Genomic DNA, 18417 nt, shown 5'->3' on the forward strand with positions numbered 1-18417 from the left:
CTATCTTTATTTAAGCCTTGCTTAAAAATTTATGATTAACTGTTCCAGCATACATAACTACATCTACTTTAAATTCTCTATAAACATGTTCTTCACATTTATCTTTTATTTTCTTTGCTATAACCTTATAAAGTTCTTCATTTCCTTCACCTAAAATATCTACTGCTCCATCTGTAGTTTTTTGTGCTAAAACTTCATTAACCTTTTTCATATCATATCCTAAAAGAGCCATTTCAAGAGCTAACACCTCAAGCCTTACACCACAAACCTTACTATGAGTATTAAAGCATCCATAGGCTATTTTACACATCTTACCTATATGTCCTATTAAGGTTACTTTTTTAATATTTTTTGTTAGGCAACTTTGAAGAGCAAATCCTACATAATTTGAAATTATAACCATATTATCTCTTTTAAACCCTAACTCTACTCCATAGTCTTCTCCAATATGTCCAAATACAAATATAAGCTCATCAAAGTTTAATGATTTTTGTCTTATTTCTAGTTCAATTGATGCCTTTATTGCATCCTCAGACATTGGATAAACTATTCCTGTAGTTCCTAAAATAGAAATTCCACCTTCTATATTTAATCTTGGATTAAAGGTTTTTTTAGCTATATTTTTTCCTTCTGGTACAAATATAACAACCTCAACAGAATAATTTAAAGACTTTAGAAGAGATTTAACTTCACCTTCTATCATTTTTCTTGGAACTGGATTAATAGCTGCTTCTCCTTTTTTAACATTTAAACCGTCAGCTTTTACTCTTCCAACACCTTCTCCACCATCTAATAAAAAATTACTACTTTTTTTAACCTTAGCACCAATTTTAATTCCATGAGTTGCATCAATATCATCTCCACCATCTTTTATAACAAAACATTCCACGTAATCTTCATAAATATTTGTTTCAAAAATTGGTATATCTATATCCATTCCACTAGGAGTATTTATAGTAACAAAATCTAAAGTTTTACCATGAATTAAAGTATATGTAGCAGCCTTTGCAGCTGCTGTAGCACAGGAACCAGTTGTGTATCCACACCTTAACTTTTTACCTTCACTTTCTATATACATTTCAAACATTATCTATCAACCACCATATATAAAAGTGCATTTACTATTGAAGCAGCTACTGTACTTCCACCTTTTCTTCCTCTTATTGTTATATTTTCTATATCATATTTTAATAATTCTTCTTTACTCTCACTAGCTCCTACAAAACCCACTGGTGCACCTATTACAAATTTAGGCTTTATAGCTCCCTTATCATATAATTCTAATAGTCTATATAAAGCTGTTGGTGCATTTCCAAATACAAAAAATTCTATTCCTTCATCTATAGCCATTTCAATAGCAGCCATAGAACGAGTTATTCCTTTCTCCTTAGCTATTTCATAAGCTTTTTCCGTAGAAACATAATTTACAATTTCACAGCCTAATTTTTCTAAAGCTTTTTTATTAATTCCAGCTTTTATCATTTGAGTATCTGTATAAATTTTACATCCATTTTTAAGTAATTCTAAAGCTTCATCTATAGCTTTAGGACTTATAGTTATTAAATCTTTATACTGAAAATCTGCTGTAGTATGAATTGTTCTTTTTACTATTTGAAGTTCTCTTTCTGAAAAATTATGAGGTCCCATTTCCTCTCCAATTATTTCAAAACTTCTCTTTTCTATACCCATAGGATTTTTATTATAACTCATCTTTTTTCTCCTTAATTCCTACTATTTCTTTTAAAAACTCTATATTATTAAAAAAATGTAAGTGAGCATATGCTCCTAATGTATTATTTTTTAAATATCCACAATTCCATTTTTTTTCTTCATCAAAGACATCTACCTTTGAAAGCTCATATATTGTATCTTCCTCTAATTCTACCTTTGATTTATGAAATTCATGGCAATTTATCTTAAGCCCTTTATGAAGCTTAATATTTTCACTGCAAACTGAAAGAGTTGCATAACCAAAGTTATTCAATCTATTTGTCATATAAGAAAAGCCTTTAAAAAACCCAACCATCGGCACATTATCTATAGCTTCTGTTAGATACATAAGTCCCCCACATTCTGCATAGCAATTAAGACCTTTAGAAAGTTTATTTTTTATATCTTCTAATAATGATTTATTTTTTGATAAAGTCTCTTTATAAACCTCTGGATATCCTCCACCTAAATATAAAAAATCAATATCTTCCGGTAACTTTCTATCCTTTAGTGGACTAAAATAAACAACTTCTCCTAATTGTTTTAAAGCTTCAATGTTTTCTTTGTAGTAAAATCTAAAAGCTTCATCATAAGCAATTGCAGTCTTTATATTTTTGTTTTCTAAATTAAAAGCTTTATTATTAATTTTTTTATATTTAGCTTCTTTAAAGTTATCTATAAGTAAATCTAAGTTTATATATTCTTCTATAGTTTTACTTATAGAATCTATTCTTTCATCTAGATCCTTAATCTCTACTCCTTGAACTAAACCTAAATGTCTGCTTTTAAAAGATCCTTCCTCTATTTTAGGTAAATATCCAAATACCTTAAGGTTAGTATACTTTTCAACAATATTTTTTAAAAGTAAATAATATCTTTCACTAACTTTATTTAAAATTATACCTATAATATTATTTTTTTTAAATTCTAAAATTCCTTTAAGCTCAGCTACAAAAGTTGTACTTTGGGCCTTTGGAGTTAAAACTAAAACTGTTGGGAGATTTAAAAGTTCTGATACATCATAAGTAGAATAGTCTGTATCTATTCCTTTTCCATCATAAAATCCCATTACTCCTTCTATAATAGAAAGATCTCCCTCTCCTCTTTCATAGCTTTCTAAAACTCCATTTTTCCCCATTAAAAATATATCTAAATTTCTAGAACTTTTTTTGGTTGCAAGAGTATGAAAATCAGTATCTATATAATCTGGCCCTACCTTATATCCTTGTACATTATAACCCCTATTATATAAAGCTCTCATAAGACCTAAAGTAACGGTGGTTTTTCCACCACCACTACTATTAGATGAAATAACTATTGATTTCATTTACTTCTTAACTCCTTTTTTGGTTTTACCTAAACTTTCAAAGTTTCCAAGTATAGCATCTTCTAAATGATTTATATAAAGATTTTCTATTTCATCAAATTCTCCTAATCCACGTAAAAATACTTCTACTTTAAAGCCTTCTGCTTCCAGCATATTTTTCCATGAATCTTCATCATCTCCTGCTATATCATTTTTAGCATGATCTCCTGCTACAAGCATCATTGGTGCTATAAGAACCTTTTTTGCTCCTAGCTTTTTTAATCTTTTAAGTACTTGCTCTGGACCTGGATATCCTTCAACTGTACCTATTAATATATTCTCCATATCATTATCTATAAGCATACTTTGTAACGCCCAGTAAGCAGTTCCTTGAGGGTGCATAGTTCCATGACCTACTAAAACATAGCTTTCACATTCTGGAAGTATATTTTTTAATACTTTTACAAAGTTAGTATAATCTTTAACTCTTTCTTCTTCTCCCTCAAAATATAATAAAGGTCTTGCAAGCTTTATTACTTTAAATTTATCTTTATATAAATTATAAACATTTTTTATGTAATCAAATTCTTCTCCACCAATTACATGAAGTGGCTCTAATATAACTTCGTCATATCCTTTTTCATATAATTTTTCTAGCATTTCTTCTGGAGTTTCAACTTTTATTCCATTATTTTTCACAAGTCTTTTTATTATTATATGGGATGTAAATGCTCTAAAAACTTCATAATCTTTAAACTTGCTTCTTATTTTATTCTCAACTTTTACAATTGTTTTTTCTAAAGTATCTAAATGAGTTGTTCCAAAACTCACTACTAATATAGCTTTTTTCATTTAAATAAATCCTCCATTAACTATCTTTATTTTATTATTTATCAAAATCTAAATCTACAAAAATCTCTTTACTTCAATATAAATATATAATCTAGGAATTACATACATAAATCATAAAACTTTACAAACCAATAATCTGTCTTAATTTCTCTATATCAATATTTTCTTCAAAAAGCTTTGCTAGTTTATCATACTGATCATTTTTATATTTATCATAATCTTCTATTTTTTCATTAGAATCATTATTAATTTTATAAAAACTTTTTAAGTCTTTAGTAAATGCTTCATTAAATTCTAAAGAGTCAAATACTCCATGAAGATAAGTTCCAAATACAGTAAAATCTTTACTACAAAGTCCTACAATCTCTCCATCTTCTGATTCTATAAATATATTTGAATTTTTTCCTATATCACTTATACCATTATGAATTTCATATCCTTTAACAGTTTTATCAAAGGAATCTTTCATAAATGAACCCTTTGTTTTAATCTTTCCTATAGTTTGCTTTGTAGTTTTCTCTTTATTAAATATTGTATTTATATCTAAAAATCCAAAACCTTCTTCCTCTTCATTCTCTCCTTCTTCTAACCCTAAAGGATCTGATATTTTATTACCAAGAATTTGATATCCACCACATATTCCAAAAATTATAGTTCCTTTATCCTTTAATTCTTTTATTTCTTCAAATAATCCACTTTCCTTTAGCCATCTTAAATCTGCTATAGTATTTTTTGTTCCTGGAATAATTATTATATGAGGATTTTTCATATCCTTTTTAGTTTTTATATATCTTATATTTATACCTTGTACCCTATTTAATGAATTAAAATCAGTAAAATTCGACATATGAGGAAGTCTTATTATCCCAATATCTACAGTATTTTCTTTTACATTGTTATTTATCTTATCTGTTACTCCATCCTCATCTTCAATATCTAATTGGAAATAAGGCATAGCACCTAAAACTGGTATTTTTATTATATCTTCTAATTGCTTCATAGCAGGTTTAAAGTATTCTACATTTCCTCTAAACTTATTTATTATTACTCCTTTTACTCTATTTCTTTCATCTTCATTAAGAAGCATTAATGTACCTACTATTGATGCAAATACACCGCCTCTATCTATATCTGAAACTAAAATAACTGGAGCATCTGCCATCTTTGCAGTATGAGTATTTCCAATATCATTATCTTTTAAATTTATTTCCGCACAACTACCAGAGCCTTCCAAAACAACAAGTTCATAATTATTTGATACTTTTTCGTAGGTTTTTTTAACCTTTTCCCTTAGTTCTTCTGTTAAGGTTCTATACTTATAAGAGTCTATATTACAGTAAACTTTTCCATTAACTATTACTTGAGTTTTTGAGTTACCTGCTGGCTTTAAAAGTATTGGATTCATATCTACATGAGGAATTAGCTTACAAGCTTCAGCTTGCACAACTTGAGCTCTTCCCATCTCTAACCCTTCTTCTGTAACAAAGGAATTAAGAGATATATTTAAGGCTTTAAAAGGAACTGTTTTAATATCTTTATTAGTAAAATACCTACATATAGCACTAGATACTGTACTTTTTCCAACTCCAGATGCTGTTCCTAAAAGCATTATATTTTTTGCCATAACATCCTCCTAAAATCATTATTCTATATTTAAATATCCATATCCATTCAAAATTATATTTTCTTTAAGCTTATAATTTATTTTTTCATTAAAAATAGGTCCATCATATACAAAGGTATGATATTCTCCATTTTCTCCACAAGGGTCTGCTCCCTTTTCTTTAATGTTATTTACTAATTCCTTAGTTAGAGTTTTTCCCAGGAAATTTTCATCTAAAGAATCTAATCTAACTTTTTTTATAACAGTTTTAAATCCACTTTCTATAAATTCATAAGTTAAACTCTCTCTATTTTCTTGCCATAAAGGAAAAATCTCCTTAAGATTAGCTTCTTTGCATCTTTTAGTACACCATTCTCTATGAGAATCTATATCTATATCTCCAAATACACAGGATTCTGCTCCTAACTCTTTTCCTTTTATTAAGGTTTCTGTAAAGACAGCTTCATAATCATCCCCCTTAGAATCTGCTAATAATAGAGGAACCCCTAAAGACTTAGATACCTTTTCTAAAAGAGTTAGAGGCACTTCATGAAACCATGAATTTTTTTTATCCTTGTCTACTGTTACAAGTAATGCTAAAGGAGTATGACCTTCTTTTATCATTCTATACAAAGCTAAGGTACTATCTTTTCCACAACTATAAGACATAATAAACTTTTTTTTCACTTTATTTTGCCTCCATTATCCTTTTTAAATTTGCAGTAAGAATATCATTTTCTTCTCTTGTTCTAACTGCTACTCTATAATAATTATCACTTAAACTTTTATAATTACCACATCTTCTTATAACTATATTTTCTTTAAGCAGTTCATCATATAAATTTATATCATTATTTACTTTAAACATAATAAAATTAACTGCTGGTTTTAGCGGTTCTATTTTATCTATACTTTTTAAATTTGTGTATAAATACTCCTTTTCATAATCTATAAAATCTATTGTTTTCTCTATGTAATCTTTCTCTTTAAGAGCAACTACTAATCCATCACAGGCAATAGTATTTATTGACCATGGTACTGTTATTTTATTTATTTTATTTAAAAAATCATTATTTTTTGAATATCCATAGCCAATTCTTATTCCTGGAACTGCAAAAAACTTAGTTGCAGACTTTATTACTATAAGATTTTTAAAGTTTTCACATTGATCTAAAACTGAATATTCTTGTCCATTTTTTACAAAATCTAAAAAAGACTCATCTACTACAACATAAACACTTTTCTCTTCTGCTTTTTTTAGCACCTTTTCTATAAAACTTTTCTCTGTTAAAACTCCCGTTGGATTGTTAGGATTACATATAAATAAAATATCTATATCCTCATTTATTTTATTTAAAAAATCTTCTTCTAAATGAAAATTATTTTCCTTATTTAAAAAGTAATATTGAACATTACAATCTACACTTTTACAAGCATCTTCATATTCTGAAAAAGTAGGTGCAGGTATTAATGCTTTCTTGGGTTTTATTGCTCTTGTTACATTAAATATAACCTCTGCTGCACCATTTCCTAAAATTAAGTTTTCTAAATCTAAATTATCATAATCACATATAGCCTTTTTAACTTCATAATAGGTTATATCTGGATATTTTGTTATTTTATCTATAGCCTTAATCATTGCAGCCCTTACATTTTCACACAATCCTAAAGGATTAATATTTGCAGAAAAATCCTTAAGTTCACTTCCTTTTATCCCTAAAGTTCTTCCTATTTCATAAACATTACCACCATGAGTATAAGTCATTTTAAAATTCCTCCTACTAATAAATTAAGTAATAAAGCTACCACTAATCCTAATGTAGCTGTTACATAAAGAATCTTTGATACATCATATACATGGTGTATTTCAATCTCATTAATATTATCTCCAATAGTAGGTTTAACTACTGGCTTTCCAAAATAATAGTTTGTACCTCCAAGCATAAGTCCTAAAGCACCAGCTACTGCAGCCTCTGGATGGGCACTATTTGGACTAGAATGATTTTTTCTATCTCTTTTGTATATTTTATAACTATTTTTCCCATCTAAACCTAGTATGTAAGAAGCTATTATTATTAATATTCCTGTAATTCTAGCTGGAATTAAATTAAATAAATCATCAAGTTTTGCTGCTACAAATCCAAAATCCTTATATTTGTCATTTTTATATCCAAACATAGAATCCATAGTATTTACTGCTTTATACGCCACACCTAAAGGAGCTCCTCCAAGCCCTATAAAGATTAAAGGTGCTATAATTCCATCAGACATATTTTCTCCAATAGTTTCAACTACTGCCTTTAATATTCCCCTTTTATCTAAAGATTCAGTATCTCTTCCTACAATAAATGAAAGCTGTTTTCTTGCTGCTTCTATATCATCATTTATAATATATTTAATCACCTTAAATCCCTCTGTCTTTAAACCTTTTGTTGATATACAAAAATATATTAGAATTGATGAAATTCCTATAAATAAAAATTCATTAATGCCATAAATCCACTTTAAAAAGAAAAATGGTATTATAAAGGATACTAAAACTACAATAACCCAAGTAACTCCACCTGCAAACTTTAAATAATTTTTAAATATTTTTCTATTTATTTTCTCTATAAAAGCTGCAAAATTTCCTATTATTCTTACAGGATGAAGAGGATTATTAGGTTCACCAATTATTAAATCTAATATAAATCCTATTATTATTTCTATCATTTTTATCCTCTCTCTTTTGGTATATTATTTAAAATCTTAATTTTTATATTATCTTTTTCAAAAATTACCTCTGTTTCATAACCAAAGCCACATTTAGGTTGAAGACTATAAAAGTTCCCTTCCACTTCTCCAAATATTTCAAGCAAAGTCCCTATAGTACCTCCATGGCATAAAATCAAAGCAGATTCTATATTTTCTTCATCTAATTTCTTTAAAAATTTAGTAAATGCCTTAGATATTCTAACTCTATAATTTTTTTTATTTTCTCCATTAGGACAAGAAACCTCTCCATCAATGTCTTCAATCCACTTTACATAAGAAATATCTTCTTTTAACATTTCATAAGATTTCATTTCAAAATCACCAAAATCATATTCCCAAAATTCATTTATTTTTTCATAAACTTCTTTTCCATAAATAATTTCAAAGGTTTCATTTGCTCTTTTAGCCCCACTTGTATAGTATTTACTATACTTTGGATATGATTTAACTTGTAAAATCTCTTTTAGTTCTTTCTTTCCATTATCGCTTAAAGATAAATCTGATTTTCCACAGTATAATCTTTTTTCATTTGCTTCTGTTTTTCCATGTCTTATAAAGGATATTTTAAAATTATTCATCTTTAATCACCTTACCAATTCCAAAAAACACCCTATAAACCTTATCTGAATTTTTTGTAATCCATTGAAGACACTTTCCCGTACTTTCTCTCCAAATTCTTTCTGTTTTATCTATAGGCACAACTCCTGATGATATATCATCACAAATTACTATTTTATCCTTTAACTCTTCTTTATGACTTTTTAAAATATCTAAAGGTGACATTCCTAAAGAAATTGCTTTATATGTAAATTCTTCTAAATTATAAATAATTTTTTTATCTAATTTTATATTCTCATCTTTACAAAAATAAACATCATCTTTAGTTAAACCAAACTCTTCTAATACAAAATCTAACTTTCCATTGAAGGATCCACCAAAAACTAATATCATAATTTCTCCTTTTCTCTATACTTACAATAAATAGATTCATTTTAGTTTTATTTAAAATTCCTAATTCAAATTTCATCTTTATATCTTATTTTACTATCAATTATTAATTACATAATTGATAGTAATAAAATAGATAAAGCTTCTCCTATAACAAGTCCATATCCTGCTACGTCTCCATTTATTCCACCTAATTCTTTATAAGCGTTTCTTACAAAAATCATAACTATTCCTATTAAAATTCCTATAAATAAAATTCCCTTTACTCCCATAATAAAAATTAAAAATATTGATGCTATAATTCCAAATACTTCTATTAATAATCTTTCTTTTTTTCCTATATCTTTTACAAAAAAAGCTACTAAAGAACTTTCCTTTAAAATAGGCATTTTTGCCATAATTAAAGCCATCATTGTTCTTATTAAAATAGGAATTAATATTAAAGCTTCCATATTAGAGTTTTTAATAAGTAAAGTTCCCATAGCTGAGTATTCTACTATAAAAATAAGTCCAAGACATATTACTGCAAAGGCACCGGTATGAGAATCCTTTAATATTCTAAGTTTTTCTTCTCTATTTCTTCTTGATAAAAGAGCATCACAAATATCCATATATCCATCTAGATGTAAAAAACCTGTTACTATATGAGGCAAAAACATCATAGCTGCAGTAAAAATCATAACTGGAGTATTTACAAAAAGTAATATTTTAAATAATAAATACCATAAAAGTCCTATAACTAGTCCTACTAAAGGATAAAATGTTAATATGTACTTTGCTCCATCATCATCCCAAGGATTAAAAGGTAAAGGTATTATGGTAAACATACTAAAGGACATAAAAAATCCTTTTATATAATTTTTCATGACATCCCTTCTTTTCTTAGTTTAATTTTTAATATCTTATTAAGGATTGTTAAAAATTGAACTTTATATATTATAAAGATTTATTTTTAGCATTCTTACATTTTTCTAAGGTATAATATTAAATTAATCTTCACATATATTTATTTCTATCCTTAATTTAAATATTGTCTTGAGATTTTTATAAAAATCTTTGAAATTATTTATGGTAAGTTATATTGCTAAAATTACATTCAATAACCTTATTGCAAACTTTAGCTAGTTCTATATTAATAGAAGCTAATTCTTTTCTAAACTCATCAGTAAACTCATCAAATCTTTTAGCCTCTGAAAATATATAATCTGATACAACTATAGTATTACTGCAAATTTCAAGTATTTCTATAACCCCTTTAGATATATACTTAGCCCAATCTTTTTCTTTAAGGTCTTTAGATTCCTTCGAAAACATCTCACTACATAATAAGGATGTTATACAATCTATTAAAACTACATCATTACTTTTTACAGTATCTTTTAAATCACCTATATTAGTTGACTTTTCTATTGTAATAAAACCATATCCTTCTCTTTCTTTTATATGATTTTCTATTCTTTTTCTATCCTCCTCATCAAAAGGAGTCATTGTAGCTATGTAATAAAGCTTCCCATCTTTTTCTTCTAATTTCTTTGCAAGATTTTGAGCATATAAAGACTTTCCACTTTTACTTCCTCCAATTATTAAGTAACTCATAATAGCCTCCAAATTTATACTATATCATCTACAATATAGTTTCTCTTTTCCCTTACAGGATCTAAATGACTACTAGTCATATTTCCTTCCTCAAAAGTAATCATATTACTCATAATGGCACATGCAGCTTCAACTATAGAAAAAGCTATAGGACACCCACTACCCTCTCCTAATCTCATTTTAAGATTTAACATAGGCTCTATATCTATCTCATTCATAATTAAGTTATAACCAACTTCCTGTGAACAATGAGAAGTTATAAGATACTTTTTTACTAATGGATTTAATCTAACTGCTACTAAAGCTGCCACTGCTGATATAAAACCATCTATAACTATAGGAATTTTAAAATAAGCAGCACCTAAAAAAACTCCTGCCATTGCAGCAATATCAAATCCACCTACCTTTGATACTACATCTATACTATCTTTTATATTGGGATTATTTACTTTTATTGAATTTTCAACTACATATTTTTTTCTTTCAAAGCCTTCATCAGTAAGACCAGCACCCTTACCTACAGCTTTTTCTACTTTACAACCTGTTAGCGCCATCATAACAGCACTACTTGTAGTAGTATTTCCAATACCCATCTCTCCAACACCTAAAATATCATAGCCTTCTTTTTTGCTTCTTTCAGCCATTTCAACTCCAATTAATATAGCTTTAACAGCTTCATCATAAGTCATAGCAGGCTCTTTATTTATGTTGTTTGTCCCCTTTCTTATCTTTCTATCTATAACCTTTGGTTCATTAACATCTCCATTTATTCCAACATCAACTACCATAAGGTCAACTCCATAGTGCTTTGCTAATACTCCCACTCCAGTAACACCTTTTGTAAAATTTATAGTTTGAGCTAATGTTATATACTGAGGTCCTGAAGCTACCCCTTCACAAATAACACCATTATCACTACTCATTATAATTATTCTTTTTTTATTTATATTGTTTTTTACCTTTCCAGTAATTCCAGATAACTGAGCAGCTAAATCTTCAAGCTTTCCTAAGCTACCTAAAGGCTTAGCTAAAGAATCTAATCTTTTTTTTGCTAGGCTCATTGCACTTTTATCTATATCTTCTATTCCTCTTATTATTTGTTGTAACTTTTTATAACTCATATGATTCTCCTTACATATTAGTTAAGCTTTAAGATAAATATTTAACGTTAAAATTTTAAACATTATTGTATTTGTAAAAATCTCTTAATCTTCATAAATTTAATAATTATGTTTAATTTATGTTGAAAAACAAATTAAATATTTATTAGATAAAGTTTTTATAATTTTTCTAAATAAAAAACATCTTCCAAAATGAAAGATGTAAATTATATAAAACCTAAATTAATTTTATAAATTTTATTTACACTCTTCATACACCGTGAAGCTATTGTGTTTAAGTATAGGCAGGTCTTCCGGCTTAGTATCATCATAAATTTTTACCTTCCCAGTTACCCAGTGGTATAAAAAAAATTTACTTCTCTTCACGGCGGCGGGACCGCATAGGCATTTTACCTATTTCCCTTTTAATGAAAATAATCAACCTAAACTTTAATTTTATAATTATTAATTTTTCTTTAAATAATCTTGAATAAAGTTATAATTAAAAGAAATATATTAGATATCTAATATATTTCTATATAATTGTTCTTCTTTATATCAATTATATAATACATTGAAATTTAAATAAATTCTACATATTTTTATTTAATTATATTCTGGAGAAAGTTACTAAATTTTATGATAATATTATCCTATAAGAATTTTTTGTTAAATAAGGAGGCATTATGTTAAAAAAACTAATTAAAATCATAGGAATAATCTTACTAATCTTTATTATTTTAATACTATGTTATGTGTTATTTATGGTAATTACAGATTATAGACCAAAGCCAGAAATATCACTAAAAGTAGAAAACAATAAAAGTACTAAAGTTGAACCTGAAAAAGATCTAAGCTTAACAACATTCAATATAGGTTATTGCGGAATGGACAAAGATGTAGATTTCTTTATGGATGGAGGGGTTATGTCTAGATCTATAAGTAAGGAAAAAACAATAGAGAACCTTGAAGGTAACACAAAAACTATAGAAAACCTAAATTCTGATTTTGTATTTTTACAAGAAGTAGATAAAAAAGCTTCTAGAAGCTATAAAGTAAATGAATATGATTATATGAAAGAAAACTTAGGTAATGATTATAGTTTTACCTTTGCAATAAACTATAAGGTTCCTTGGGTGCCTCTTCCAATAACTCATCCACATGGACAAGTATTAGCTGGTTTAGCTACACTATCAAAATATGATATAGAATCAAGCACTAGATATGACTTACCTGGAAAAGAATTTTGGTTAAGACAACTAGGAGATTTAGATAGATGTATGATGGTTAACAGGCTTCCTGTAAGTAATGGTAAGGAATTAGTATTAATAAACGCTCATCTTTCAGCTTATGATAAAGGTGGAAAAATAAGAAAACAACAGCTTGGATTTATATCTAATTTCTTGAAAAATGAATATGAAAAAGGAAACTATGTTATTATAGGTGGTGATTGGAATCATCAAATTCCAGGAACAGATGCATTTAAATTTCCAACTACAGAAGAAAGACCTGATTGGCTTCAGGATATTCCAAATACTGTAGTTCCTAACGGTTTTAAATGGGCTTATGATGAAAACATACCAAGCTGTAGAACTGTTGCAACACCTTACGTAAAAGGTAAAAACTTAACTGCAGTTATTGATGGGTTTTTAGTATCAGATAATATTAACATAACTTCTGTGGAAGGTACTAGTTTAGATTTTATATATTCAGATCATAATCCTGTTACTATGAGATTTAAATTAAAGTAAAAAAATATCCTGTAAAATCTATAGATTTTACAGGATATTTTTTTACTTACATTAAGTATGGAAGAAATAGTGTTGCAAGTCCTAAGAAAAAGAAAAATCCTAAAACATCAGTAACAGTTGTTACAAAAACAGCTGATGCTAAAGCTGGGTCTATTCTTAATTTTTTTAAGGCCACTGGAACTAAATATCCAGCCATAGTGGCTGCTGTCATGTTTAAAATCATAGCTAATCCAATAACAACACCAAATATAGGTTTCCCTGCCCATATAGCTGCTAATATAGCAATTGCAAGTCCTGTTGCCGCTCCTGTTGAGATGCCTACTATTATTTCTTTAAAGAAAATACGCTTTGCATTCTCAAAGGTTAATTCTCCTAAAGCTATACCTCTAACTATAATTGTTAAAGTTTGAGTGCCAGCATTTCCACCCATTCCTGCTACAATAGGCATAAATGTTGCTAGTATAACAACTTTACTAATTGTTCCTTCAAATAAACTAACTGTAGCTGAAGCTAATATAGCTGTTAATAAATTTATATATAACCATGGTAATCTACTTTTAACAGATTGACCTATAGTACCATCTACTTTTTCACCTTCATCAATACCTGCTAAACGATGTATATCCTCAGTTGTCTCATCCCTTAAAATTTGCATAATATCATCTACTGTAACAATACCTAGCATCATATCTTTATAATCAACAACAGGAATAGTTAATAGTCCATATTTTTCAAACATATGACCAACTTGCTCTTGGTCTGTATCAAAGGTAACATTTATAACATTTGTATTCATAATTTCTGATATCTTAGTATCAAAAGATGTTATAACTATCTCTCTAAGAGAAATAACTCCCTTTAGTATCCCTACATTATCAAGAACATATATATAATAAGCTGTTTCTGCATCTGGTGCAGCTGTTTGAAGATATTCCAATGTATCTTTTACAGTCATATTTTCCTTAATGGAAATAAATTCTGTTGCCATTATACCACCAGCTGTATCTGGAGCATAAGTAAGAAGTTGCCTTACATCTTCAGCCTCTTCCTGCGTCATTTTTTCTAGAATTTTTTTTGACTGTTCCTCATCTAGGTGACCTACTAAATCTGTTAATTCATCTGATGACATTTCTTGTACTATTTTTCTTTGTTTACTATCTGAAAACTTACTTAAAATTTCAAATTTTTCCTCATCCTCTGCCTCATCTATAATTTCTGCCACTATAGATTCTGGTAGTCTTTGAAGTATTGTCTTTATATAATATTGATTTTCATCATCATGAAGTAAATCTAAAATATCTGCTGGATGAATATCATCTACTGCATCTACAAGTTCTTTTTGTGGTGCATGAAGTAAAAATTTCTTTAATTCATTTTTATCCATTTCATTTTTCATACTTTTCCTCCTTCATAAAATTAGAAGAGGAACCTAAAATAAGTGATATAAATTAGCCTCTCTTCTATTGTATTTTTAATACAACCCTCTCTACTTTGAGGATCAGAATCCATTTATACCACCTCCAAAAATTCGAATAAAATATTCTAATTAATCTTAAATATAAATTAAAAATAATTATTAACAAATATAAAAAAGATTTTTTAGTTATACACTAAAAAATCTTTTTTATATTTATAACTTTGTCACTATAAATTATAATCACATAATTTTATAAATTACAATACAAAATATATTACAAATTAAATTTATTTTAAATTTAATTATATATAATTTATTATATATGTTATTTTATTACTATTTATGTATTAAAAAAAATATATTTTTTAATTTTTGTCAAACTATATAGAAAAAAATTATTCTTTTTAATTTACAATTAAATATTTAATATCTATTAACTTTTTGAATTTTTAATAATCATAGTAAAAATTTAATAAATATATTTTTATAAAATTAAAAATGCAGATTTTATAGCTTATAATCATAAATCTATAAAATCTGCATTATAATTTATTTTATCACATCAAAAAAAGTACCATTTACCACTTTTAAAAGCTCTTTTGGATTTAATTCTATTTGTATTCCTATTTTACCGCCACTTATAATTATATTATCTAGTTCCTCTGCATCACTATGAATGAAAGTTTTATAAAGTTTTTTCATTCCTATAGGAGAGCATCCACCTCTTATATAACCTGTATTTTTATTTATATCTTTAACATGAATCATCTCTATTTTCTTTTCACCAGAGGCTCTAGCACCTTTTTTTAAATCTAACTCTGCTTCCACTGGTATAACAAAAACATAGAATTCCTTACTATTCCCTTGAGTTACTAAAGTTTTATAAACTATTTTAACATCCTTTCCTATCTTACATGCAACAGATACTCCATCTATCTTTCCATCTTTATTATCATAAGTTAATACTTCATAATCTATCTTATCTTTATCTAATATTCTCATTGCATTAGTTTTTACCTGTGCCATAAAAAATCTCCCTCTTTCGTTTTTATTTATATAATTCTAAATATAATTTTTATAAGTTATACTTTAAAGATATAAAAGTATCGCAAAATAATGTAAAACACTTCCCATTATAACAAAAATATGCCATACCGCATGATTATAACGCCATTTATCAACAGCATAGAATATACAGCCGAAAGAATATGCTAATCCTCCACAAACTAAAAGTATAATTCCTTTAATATCTACAGTAGCTATTAAATCTTTCATTACAAAAACTATACCCCAACCCATTATAAGATAAAATACGGTTGCTATTTTATCAAACTTTTCAAGGCATATTGCTTTTAAAGTAATACCTATTATAGATATTACCCATACTATTCCAAATATCCACCAACCTACTGTAGCCCTTAAAACTGTTAAAGCAAAAGGAGTATAAGTCCCTGCTATAAGTAAATAAATAGATGAGTGATCTATTACTCTAAAAACCTTCTTAGCTCTTTGATTAGTTATACTATGATATAATGTAGACCCTAAATATAAAATTATTAAGGTTATTCCATATATAGTAAAACTCACTATTTTATAAGGGTTGCCACTAAAGGATGCAAAAACAATTAATATAACAGCACCTGCTATAGCTAAAAGAGCTCCTATTCCATGAGTTATAGCATTAGCTATCTCCTCACCTCTTGTATAAAAATCTATATCTCTCATATATAATAATCCTCCCTAACTTTTTAATCACTTACTAGAATACCAATCTTTTATAGCTTCTTTTCCATATTTACCAGGATAATAATTTTTATCTTCGCCTTTTTCTCCTATGGCAAAAATAGAAAATCCTAAATGCCATGGTTTCTTTTCAAAAACCTCTTTATACGCATTAAAGCATCTTCCTTGCTCATTTTCATTTTCCACATTAGAATAAAAAGCATTCCATGGTTCAATAGAACATCCATTCTTTCTTGGGAATCCTAATTCTCCAAAGAAAATAGGCTTATTCCACTTTTTTGATAATTCCTCTAATTGACTTTCTATAGGTTGTTTTCTATTAAACCTTTCTGATGAATTAATAGACTGTACTAACTGATCTAATGTATTATTTTCTCTATCTGTTAACTCAAAATATGCTGCAACACTTATAAAATCCACCTTTGAAAAAAGTTTATTATTAAGTCTTTTTTCAAAGTTTTTTATTGTTTTTTTATCCCAATCTGCAGTATACCACCAACAAGTTCTATAGGTTATAAAACCCCCATATTTATTTCTTACAAAGTCTATTATATCGCACCACTTATCATCATAATTTTCAAGATACACTAAATTAGAAGCTACGTTCATTGCATAAACTCTATATGGATTAGCTACTTTATCTATTAATACAGATAATATGTTGTTTTTCCAGTTATAAAAAAATTCTTCTTTGTCTTTTGGATTCCATTGAGTTTCATATCCTGCTCCATTATTAATCCAAGGATACGCCTCTAAAATAACATTAACATTTTTATATTTAAGCTTTTTTATAAGATCTATAGCTTTATTTAAACTATACTCATCAATAGTCATATTACTAGAATCTAAAGAATCTATATTTATAACTACTGGTATATTTACAGTATTTAAATTCAATTCATCTATATCAGAAAGTGCTTGCTTTATATCATAGTCTGTAGATAAATTCCCACTTTTTAGCTTGCTTTTAAATCTTTCATTTGATACTGGATATAATTTATTGTCTATTGAATTTTTAAAATTAATTCTAGGATTAATTAAATTTCCAATAAAAACTGCAATTATAACAATAACTAATATCTTTGCTTTTCTTTTGATAATAAATCACCTCTTTTAATTACTTAAAGATTTTAATTTTATAACTTCATTGTACATTAAGTATACACTTTATTTCTACTTTTAAAGATTTAAATTGTGAACATCTATATATCTTATCATAATAAAAGACAAAATGTTTTTATAATACTTTATTGAATATAAATTTTTAAACTAATAATATTTATATAAAAAAGCTGTTTCTTTAAAAGAAACAGCTTTTTTGCCTTAAAATATTTAAATTTAGTTTTTAGAAAACTTGCTAATTAATTTTATTTATTACTTAAGTATTCATCAATTGCAGCGGCAGCCTTTTTACCAGCTCCCATTGCTAATATAACAGTGGCAGCTCCTGTAACTGCGTCTCCACCAGCATAAACCCCTTCTTTAGTTGTTTTACCAGTTTCATCTTCAGCTACTATACACTTCCACTTGTTAATATCTAATCCTTTAGTTGTTGATGAAATTAATGGGTTTGGTGATGTTCCAAGAGACATTATTACAGTATCTACATCCATTATAAATTCAGAACCTTCTATAAC

Annotated in this window: 19 protein-coding genes and 1 riboswitch; of the genes, 1 reads left to right on the forward strand and 18 read right to left on the reverse strand. The window is 27.2% G+C overall.

The features are described from left to right. Positions 1-10 precede the first annotated feature (10 nt). From cbiD to cobT, 13 genes are all read right to left on the reverse strand, one after another. The gene (gene cbiD, locus BUA70_RS10195; protein ID WP_072897007.1) at positions 11-1087 is read right to left on the reverse strand and encodes a cobalt-precorrin-5B (C(1))-methyltransferase CbiD; all 1077 of its coding nucleotides are present in this window, start codon (positions 1085-1087) and stop codon (positions 11-13) included. Beyond that, positions 1087-1710, reverse strand: a complete 624-nt coding sequence (locus BUA70_RS10200) for a precorrin-8X methylmutase (RefSeq protein WP_072897010.1) — start codon at positions 1708-1710, stop codon at positions 1087-1089. Before BUA70_RS10200 ends, cbiD begins: the two co-directional genes overlap by 1 nt. Then, positions 1700-3037 (reverse strand): cobyrinic acid a,c-diamide synthase CobB, encoded by a 1338-nt coding sequence (locus tag BUA70_RS10205; RefSeq protein ID WP_072897012.1) that lies wholly within the window; start codon positions 3035-3037, stop codon positions 1700-1702. Before BUA70_RS10205 ends, BUA70_RS10200 begins: the two co-directional genes overlap by 11 nt. Continuing rightward, a complete protein-coding gene (locus BUA70_RS10210) occupies positions 3038-3868 on the reverse strand; it encodes a sirohydrochlorin cobaltochelatase (protein ID WP_072897014.1) in 831 nt (276 codons plus the stop codon). Between the two features lie 121 nt (positions 3869-3989). Further along, positions 3990-5492 carry a cobyric acid synthase gene (locus BUA70_RS10215; RefSeq protein WP_072897018.1) on the reverse strand — a complete coding sequence of 501 codons (1503 nt, stop codon included), beginning with the start codon at positions 5490-5492 and terminating at the stop codon, positions 3990-3992. An 18-nt stretch (positions 5493-5510) separates the two neighbouring features. Next, a complete protein-coding gene (locus BUA70_RS10220; protein ID WP_072897020.1) occupies positions 5511-6158 on the reverse strand; it encodes a Dph6-related ATP pyrophosphatase in 648 nt (215 codons plus the stop codon). A gap of 1 nt (position 6159) precedes the next feature. Beyond that, on the reverse strand, positions 6160-7236 hold the full coding sequence (gene cobD / locus BUA70_RS10225) for a threonine-phosphate decarboxylase CobD (protein WP_072897022.1): 1077 nt from the start codon (positions 7234-7236) through the stop codon (positions 6160-6162). Continuing rightward, positions 7233-8183, reverse strand: coding sequence for an adenosylcobinamide-phosphate synthase CbiB (gene cbiB, locus BUA70_RS10230; RefSeq protein WP_072897025.1), 951 nt, complete (start codon positions 8181-8183; stop codon positions 7233-7235). Before cbiB ends, cobD begins: the two co-directional genes overlap by 4 nt. Positions 8184-8185: 2 nt before the next feature. Next, positions 8186-8803 (reverse strand): histidine phosphatase family protein, encoded by a 618-nt coding sequence (locus BUA70_RS10235; protein WP_072897027.1) that lies wholly within the window; start codon positions 8801-8803, stop codon positions 8186-8188. Beyond that, positions 8796-9176, reverse strand: coding sequence for a bifunctional adenosylcobinamide kinase/adenosylcobinamide-phosphate guanylyltransferase (locus tag BUA70_RS10240; RefSeq protein ID WP_072897029.1), 381 nt, complete (start codon positions 9174-9176; stop codon positions 8796-8798). The genes BUA70_RS10235 and BUA70_RS10240 overlap by 8 nt, the downstream gene beginning before the upstream one ends. 107 nt (positions 9177-9283) lie before the next feature. After that, entirely contained in the window at positions 9284-10039 is a 756-nt protein-coding gene (locus BUA70_RS10245) for an adenosylcobinamide-GDP ribazoletransferase (RefSeq protein ID WP_072897030.1), read from the reverse strand. 196 nt (positions 10040-10235) lie between these two features. Next, positions 10236-10769: a bifunctional adenosylcobinamide kinase/adenosylcobinamide-phosphate guanylyltransferase gene (locus BUA70_RS10250; RefSeq protein WP_072897031.1), complete on the reverse strand. Its 534-nt coding sequence runs from the start codon at positions 10767-10769 to the stop codon at positions 10236-10238. A 14-nt stretch (positions 10770-10783) separates the two neighbouring features. Then, on the reverse strand, positions 10784-11890 hold the full coding sequence (gene cobT / locus BUA70_RS10255) for a nicotinate-nucleotide--dimethylbenzimidazole phosphoribosyltransferase (protein ID WP_072897032.1): 1107 nt from the start codon (positions 11888-11890) through the stop codon (positions 10784-10786). Between the two features lie 266 nt (positions 11891-12156). Then, positions 12157-12331: riboswitch (cobalamin riboswitch) on the reverse strand. 224 nt (positions 12332-12555) lie between these two features. Here cobT and BUA70_RS10260 point away from each other — a divergent pair. Continuing rightward, entirely contained in the window at positions 12556-13620 is a 1065-nt protein-coding gene (locus BUA70_RS10260) for an endonuclease/exonuclease/phosphatase family protein (RefSeq protein WP_072897033.1), read from the forward strand. A 46-nt stretch (positions 13621-13666) separates the two neighbouring features. On the opposite strand, the gene mgtE is transcribed toward BUA70_RS10260, so the two are convergent. From mgtE to BUA70_RS10285, 5 genes are all read right to left on the reverse strand, one after another. Then, complete coding sequence (gene mgtE / locus BUA70_RS10265) at positions 13667-15016, reverse strand: magnesium transporter (RefSeq protein WP_072897034.1); 1350 nt, start codon at positions 15014-15016, stop codon at positions 13667-13669. A gap of 570 nt (positions 15017-15586) precedes the next feature. Beyond that, the gene (ybaK, locus tag BUA70_RS10270) at positions 15587-16063 is read right to left on the reverse strand and encodes a Cys-tRNA(Pro) deacylase (RefSeq protein WP_072897035.1); all 477 of its coding nucleotides are present in this window, start codon (positions 16061-16063) and stop codon (positions 15587-15589) included. A gap of 63 nt (positions 16064-16126) precedes the next feature. Continuing rightward, complete coding sequence (gene trhA / locus BUA70_RS10275; RefSeq protein WP_072897036.1) at positions 16127-16762, reverse strand: PAQR family membrane homeostasis protein TrhA; 636 nt, start codon at positions 16760-16762, stop codon at positions 16127-16129. Between the two features lie 27 nt (positions 16763-16789). Then, a complete protein-coding gene (locus tag BUA70_RS10280) occupies positions 16790-17878 on the reverse strand; it encodes a glycoside hydrolase family 113 (protein WP_083573514.1) in 1089 nt (362 codons plus the stop codon). Positions 17879-18147: 269 nt separating this feature from the next. Then, on the reverse strand, positions 18148-18417 hold a 270-nt coding region (locus BUA70_RS10285; protein WP_159429649.1), incomplete at its 5' end, for an FAD-dependent oxidoreductase.

It is taken from the genome of Clostridium fallax, assembly GCF_900129365.1.
GTDB classification, from domain to species: domain Bacteria; phylum Bacillota; class Clostridia; order Clostridiales; family Clostridiaceae; genus Clostridium_AH; species Clostridium_AH fallax.